Below are 6,147 nucleotides of genomic sequence, written 5' to 3'. Positions count from 1 at the left end.
GATATTATTCTATATATTCTTCATTATCTTATTAGCTGTTCTTATTCAACAAAGAAGACGAATGCAGCAGCTCATAAACAAGCAAAGGATGAAAAAGAAATTCGGAAAGGAGATTTCTAGGATGAACGAGTTAATTAAGGAATATATCGGTATTGAAGTCATAGTATGCACAGGCTTCAGTTCAGTAAGCGGTACACTTACAAAAATCGAGAATGACTGGATTGAGATTCAAACCGGCAGAGGCAGTGAGATCATAAATCTTTAATACATTTCCCGTATCAAGGAGTATCCTCGTAATAAGAAAGGTAAGAAAAGTTCCATTAGCGTATTTTTTCTTGGGTGAGGAGAATGAAATATGAAAAATGTAATTGAAATCAAAGGCATTACTAAGAAATACAAAAATTTTAAGCTCGGCGAAATTCAGGCTGAGATCCCCTGCGGATTTGCAACGGCACTGATTGGCGCAAATGGAGCTGGAAAGACAACTCTGATTGACATTTTATGCGGCGTTACAAGCAAAAGCGGCGGCGAAGCGGTCTATTTCGGTGATATGAGCGATATTGATAATGACAAACTCCGGAATCGTATCGGCTACTGCTCCTCAGCAGACTTTTTTCCACTTGACTGGACGCTCAAAACGATAGCAAATTCAATGGAGCTTGGATTCGATAATTTTGACAGAAAGCATTTCGCAGAGCTCTGCAAGCGATTCAAGCTTGGTGATCCGACAGAAAAGAAACAGAAGAAACTTGTTAAACTTTCCGATGGTAATAAGATGCGTACCTATCTTGCGGCTGTGCTTGCAAGAGATACAGAGCTTCTCGTGCTAGACGAGCCTGCGTCATCACTCGATCCGCTTGCCAGAGATATGCTATGCGATATATTCAGAGAGTATCTGAATGAGCGTGACGGTGAACGATCTGTACTTTTCTCTACACATAATATCGCTGATATGGAGTTTGCAACTGACTATGCAATTTACATGTCAAACGGAAAAGTAATTGAGCAGGGGTTCGTTGAGGACCTGAAACAGAAATACATACTCGTCCACGGCGATGCCGAAAACGGTGAAAAAGCAAAACCTTTTATGCTCTCTTTTGCAGGTGGACATACAAGCTTTGAAGGTATCGCACTCGCAGAAAACTGTGATATGCTCAGGGAGTATGATACGGTTGTTGAAACACCAACACTACAGCAGCTAAGTGTCGGCATACTCAGAAAGGCGGAGGAAGATGAATAATAATACACCTTTGACCTGCTCAGAGGCATTAAAACTGTATAGCGGTAAAAGTATCAGTAAAATGATATTATTCATCACCGGGATTGCTCTTGGCCTTTATCTTTTCATAGTTCTATATGTTTTGTTGATGAATGGACTGGATAACGGATCTGCCAATTCTGATGATATGTTAGCTACCATTAAGGCAATTGTGAGTAATATATTTCTTGCTTTAGAAGGCGGTATCATAACAACGCTTCTTTCACAGATGACATACGAGAAAGAAAATCCTGGAGGAAAACTCTTCAGAAGCGTTAAAGGAGGTTATGATACTTACATAAAAATGCGAGTGGGGAATCTGATAACTGCTATCGTAGTGATATTCCTTTTTTTAGGAATAATATGCGCTATCAATGCAGTATTTCCAATTCTGATGTATGGTACTGCTACCTGTATTTCAATGTTGTTTTTCCTGTTGCTGAATATCGGTATATGCACTCTGTTAAGTATGATTCCGAATGGAGCTATCAGAGGTGGTATCAGTGTGATAGTTTCAGATATAATTGGTCTTATTGGCATAATGTCAGTCCTTATTACATCTGGAAGACTCGGTTGGATACAGATCGCAGCCGGAGCAGCTGCAATTGTGCTTATTCCCATATCATTCAAGCTGATGATAAACAATTATAAGGAAAAACGATGGAACAGCTAAAGGAGATATAATAACATGAAAAAAGTTATAAATGCCATCAGACTATATTTGAAAACATCAGTAAATCCAGTTACTTTAATAGTTGGTATATTTATCATGTTTTTAATGTCTACATTATTCGTGATTGAGCCGCATCCAGCTGGAAGTGAAGATTATATGTCAATGATCAGTTCACTTGGCATTGGACATGTCGGAGTGATTATAATCGTAGCATTCAGCGTTCTCAAACCATATCTGTTCAAATTCTATGTTTCTTCCAGCTGCGCAAAGCACTTGTTTATTACCGCTCCTATCGTTTTCACTTCCATAATATGCCTGACATACGATGTTATCTTTGATATTCTGGCCTATATAAATATTGGTGCTTCTTCCCTAGCTGATATAATGATATTCAATTCTATATACAGCGGAGTATTTATTCTATTCGCAACATTCATCGGGAAACAAAAGTATGAAGGATTTGCTGTTTTTCCATATTTGGCACTGCTTGCATTATCAGGCTTTATTTCCAAAAACAAATCATTTCAGAATGGTTTCGGTATTCCTGTCAGCTTGTCAGTAATAATTACTTTAGTGTTATATATGGCATTTATCATGGTTACAGTAATCATAGCGAACAGATGGTGGAAGACAGGAAACAGAACGAAACCTGTTACGAAAACAATTCAGGCCCTGATGGGGTGGAAATAATCACTGAACCGGATGTTGTTGTGCTCAAACTAAAGGATCTCCATCGCCCTCATAATTGCATATTCTCTATCGATAATTGACATAGACTTTTAAATATGAGGCGGAAGGAACTTATTGTTTTTATGGTTATTGATCTGCTAAAAAATACCCCCTTTCGTTAGATTTCAAATTGGTATATCTCTATTATACCACATTGTCTAACAAAAGGGGAGCATTTCAAATTGGCGGGTATTTTCTTTTCCATACGATTTCACTTCCTCCGTGAGTGTACAAAAGTACCTGAAGGTAAGCCTTTTTGATTTAGCCTAGGTTTTCGGCCTGATAATCTGAAAGATCAGGATCTGCTTCATATCCGTTGCTTTCAATATATTCTCTTACCTCAGCTGCTGTCATGGGAGCTTTCGCTTTATCGGCTTATGATGTTATACTTTTTTATCTAAATTCTCGGCATTCATCTCACTACTTTCTCTTCGCTTAACAGTATTTTGCCAGAGATTTAGATAAAGATAAGAATCTCCGTCAATCTCTGTTGTGTTTTTTCATAAATAAAAGGGGCGAGGATCAAATCCTCGCCCCCCTCTTATTGCACCATAATAATGCACATTTTTTGAAAAAGGTTTCAGTCTCCGTGTTTATATGTTCCTGAAAGATGACCGGCTGCAAGTATTTTCGAGGTTTCACCGATCTGATCTTTGTAATCGTCAAACTTTCCATTGATATCATCGAATTTGCCCGGAATGTTTTCAGTAGGCTTTTCAAGAGCGTACACCCAAATCTCATAAGTATGTTTACCGTCCGGCGGATACGGTCCGATATATTCATTTTCGTCTGCGCTTCCCTGTGCGAGATTGGTTTCGTTTATATTTCCTTATTTCCAGTGCATCCAGTTTGACGCGGATGTATCTACCATATAAATAATATAGCTTTGTGCTCCTTCAACCGGTTCCCATGAAAGCTGAGGGGATACATTTGAACCATTTTTCGTTTTGGTGATGACTGTATCCCATATACCGTCATGCAGGTCTTCCGATGTCACTTCAAACTCAGCAAGCGTTTCGTTTACAGATTCTGTTGTCTGAATATCAGCTTCAGTTGTCGTTTCGTTTGCAGATTCTGTTGTCTGAATATCAGCTTCAGTAGTCGTTTCGTTTGCAGATTCTGTTGTCTGAGTTTCAGCAGGAGAGATATTATCTGTCGTTTTCTGACCGCATGATGTCGCTGTAATAGCCAGTGTTAAAACCCAAAGTGATAATAAAGCTTTTCTGAACTTCTTCATATTATGATTCCTTTCATTAACGAAGTGTGCGACTTTTATGACATAAATTGATTTAACTTTATTATATCATTTTTAAAAAAAGAAGTCAACAATAATAGGTAAAAAAGAACTATTAGCAACACGCTTTTTCTGCTTTAGCCTATGTTTTCGACCTGATAATCTGAAGTAAAAGAATTCGCTTCATATCCGTTGCTTTCCATATATTCTCTTACTTCGGCCGCTGTCATGGGAGCTTCCGCTTCGTCGTCAAACTTATAATTCGTTGCCTTGAAGCTTTTTAAGAGATAACCATTTCCTCTATATTCATCGTCAGTACGTGTCTCAGAAGCAACGCACACTCCTGTTTCAGCATCGAAATCAGCTGTAATATACCTTGGTTCATATCTTCCTTCACGGAGCAACTCATAGCTGAAGCTTACGCTTGCTATCCTTCTTCCGTTTTCATATCTTTCGCCTGTCACTGTCCACGAAGTTTCATTTTTAATATCCTCTATCCCGTCATTACGCACTTTCTTATTCTCAAAGCCAACGAAGCTCAGACATCCGCTAAGTAAGGGTCTGTCAGGCTTGAAGCTATCATTCTTGTAGAATTTATCGACGCTTTCAATAGTGCAAAACTTTCCTTCATCATTATTATTCAGTGCCTCAATATCATTCTGATTCAATCTAACATAGATATTGTTCAGAAATATATTGTATGTCCTGTCCCAAGTCTCTCTTTCCGCCGAAGACATCTCCTCATACATCTCACCGTTCATGGCGGTATTATCGATTTTTACAGTTCCGTTTATTTCATAATCGTCGAGATTATAGCCGTACATTGCAATGAAGTTATGAATATCCGCAGAGAACTTATCATAGTAATGTGTGGCGTTAAGACATCTCTCGCGCAGCCACTCTCCCGTAATAACCTCCGGTACATCGTCATGAGGCTCTGCAGTTACTGGTACTATCACTGGTTCAACTGCATTCATAGCTGTTGTTACCGTAGTTGTAACAGGCTCAGTTTCAGTCTCAGTTGTGGTCTCTGATGAAGAATCAGTAACTTCTGTTGCATACTCGCTGCTGCCGTGATAATTGTTGAAATTACCTTTCTTTATAAAATGCAAACCGCCAAGTACGCCGCCTGCACACAGCACTGCAACAGCTGCTATGGAAACAATGCGATTTATACTTATCCTTCTGTCATAGCGCTCAACGCCGCTTACCTGATCTTCCATTTTGCTTTCCTCAAATTTTTCATTCAATTTATTCTTACTCATTTTTTTCATCCTCTTTTTCTCTTCATCAGTCAGCAGAGGAAGCTCCGCAAGAAGCTCAACCTCTTTGTCATCTGCGTTTTCAAGTACATCAAATATGCGCTCCTCTTTCATAGTGCTCCCTCCTTATAATGTGATACCGACAGCTGTCAGTGATTCTTTGAGTTTTTCAAGTGCTCTCGCCGCGCGTGTACGGACCGTCCGAGCATTCATCGACAAAAGCTTCGCTATTTCATTCGATGTGCGTCCGTAATAATACTTCTGAATTATGATAGCGGAATCAGGCTCGCCGAGTTCGTTGATCTTGCTTAGCAAGATGGACCTCGTCTCTTTCTCGCCGTGGTCGTATTCAATATCTGTATCCGCTTTCATTTGAGCAAGACTTTCCTCCGACGCTTCAGATGTATGTGCAGCTCTTGCATTAAGGCTGTGATAGGTATTTATAGCTCTGCGCTTAGCGACTGTAGAAACGTAGCCTTTCATATCTCCGCTGAATTCACTTTTCACATCATAACCGAAGTATATATCGGCAAAAATATCACACACGCACTCCTCAATGTCCTCGCGTGAAGCAACGTTTCTAAGTTTATTATATACTATTGCATAAACATAATCGCAGTAGCTGTCAAACAGTGCGTCATACGCTCTATCAGGCGATTCTCGGTAGAGTGCACTATACTCAGATCCTGTCATGACTGTCCTCCTGTTTTTTTCGAAAGTATCCATGGAATGTGCTTTCATCTATAACATTCAATCTGACTTTGCAAAGTGTTTCATTTTTTTCAAAAAAATTCTACTGTCATTTTTTCTATTCTATCAATTAATGAAAAAATCGTCAAGTTAAAAGCACCTGCAAGATCTTCACTCAGTGAAACATATTCAGACCAAATCTCACCTTATTACTTACAAATTAGAATGAGCCTTTTCTACATTCTGGTAGAAATGGCTCAGATCATATATTCTGTTGTGTGAGGAAGATCAGGTCCATGCG

At 39.2% G+C, this 6,147-nt stretch carries 6 protein-coding genes and 1 pseudogene; 4 read left to right on the top strand and 3 right to left on the bottom strand.

Features of this window, described 5'->3' with window-relative positions:
• Window positions 1-121 precede the first annotated feature (121 nt).
• From J6U00_RS09610 to J6U00_RS09595, 4 genes are all read left to right on the top strand, one after another.
• On the top strand, window positions 122-265 hold the full coding sequence (locus J6U00_RS09610; protein ID WP_296581340.1) for a hypothetical protein: 144 nt from the start codon (window positions 122-124) through the stop codon (window positions 263-265).
• Window positions 266-355: 90 nt separating this feature from the next.
• Window positions 356-1,240 (top strand): ABC transporter ATP-binding protein, encoded by an 885-nt coding sequence (locus J6U00_RS09605; RefSeq protein WP_296581339.1) that lies wholly within the window; start codon window positions 356-358, stop codon window positions 1,238-1,240.
• Window positions 1,233-1,931, top strand: a complete 699-nt coding sequence (locus J6U00_RS09600) for a hypothetical protein (RefSeq protein ID WP_296581338.1) — start codon at window positions 1,233-1,235, stop codon at window positions 1,929-1,931. Before J6U00_RS09605 ends, J6U00_RS09600 begins: the two co-directional genes overlap by 8 nt.
• A 15-nt stretch (window positions 1,932-1,946) precedes the next feature.
• Window positions 1,947-2,621: a hypothetical protein gene (locus J6U00_RS09595; RefSeq protein WP_296581337.1), complete on the top strand. Its 675-nt coding sequence runs from the start codon at window positions 1,947-1,949 to the stop codon at window positions 2,619-2,621.
• A gap of 619 nt (window positions 2,622-3,240) precedes the next feature.
• Here the strand turns inward: J6U00_RS09595 and J6U00_RS09590 are convergent.
• The 3 genes and pseudogenes from J6U00_RS09590 to J6U00_RS09580 all read right to left on the bottom strand — a co-directional run bounded on the left by J6U00_RS09590 (window position 3,241) and on the right by J6U00_RS09580 (window position 5,849).
• Window positions 3,241-3,897 (bottom strand): annotated as a pseudogene (locus tag J6U00_RS09590) (YbhB/YbcL family Raf kinase inhibitor-like protein).
• A gap of 134 nt (window positions 3,898-4,031) precedes the next feature.
• Complete coding sequence (locus tag J6U00_RS09585; RefSeq protein WP_296581335.1) at window positions 4,032-5,270, bottom strand: hypothetical protein; 1,239 nt, start codon at window positions 5,268-5,270, stop codon at window positions 4,032-4,034.
• A gap of 12 nt (window positions 5,271-5,282) precedes the next feature.
• A complete protein-coding gene (locus J6U00_RS09580; protein WP_296581333.1) occupies window positions 5,283-5,849 on the bottom strand; it encodes a sigma-70 family RNA polymerase sigma factor in 567 nt (188 codons plus the stop codon).
• Window positions 5,850-6,147: the final 298 nt, after the last annotated feature.

Source organism: Ruminococcus sp., assembly GCF_017650195.1.
Classification (GTDB): Bacteria; Bacillota; Clostridia; order Oscillospirales; family Ruminococcaceae; genus Ruminococcus.
The sequence above is the reverse complement of the archived record's forward strand: the minus strand, read 5'-3'. Positions and strand labels throughout refer to the sequence as shown.

What these genes read in the sequence shown, in the direction of transcription:
- J6U00_RS09610 (WP_296581340.1), top strand. Translation starts at nt 122, where the DNA reads ATGAACGAGTTAATTAAGGAATATATCGGTATTGAAGTCATAGTATGC.
- J6U00_RS09605 (WP_296581339.1), top strand. Translation starts at nt 356, where the DNA reads ATGAAAAATGTAATTGAAATCAAAGGCATTACTAAGAAATACAAAAAT.
- J6U00_RS09600 (WP_296581338.1), top strand. Translation starts at nt 1,233, where the DNA reads ATGAATAATAATACACCTTTGACCTGCTCAGAGGCATTAAAACTGTAT.
- J6U00_RS09595 (WP_296581337.1), top strand. Translation starts at nt 1,947, where the DNA reads ATGAAAAAAGTTATAAATGCCATCAGACTATATTTGAAAACATCAGTA.
- J6U00_RS09585 (WP_296581335.1), bottom strand. Translation starts at nt 5,270, where the DNA reads ATGAAAGAGGAGCGCATATTTGATGTACTTGAAAACGCAGATGACAAA.
- J6U00_RS09580 (WP_296581333.1), bottom strand. Translation starts at nt 5,849, where the DNA reads ATGACAGGATCTGAGTATAGTGCACTCTACCGAGAATCGCCTGATAGA.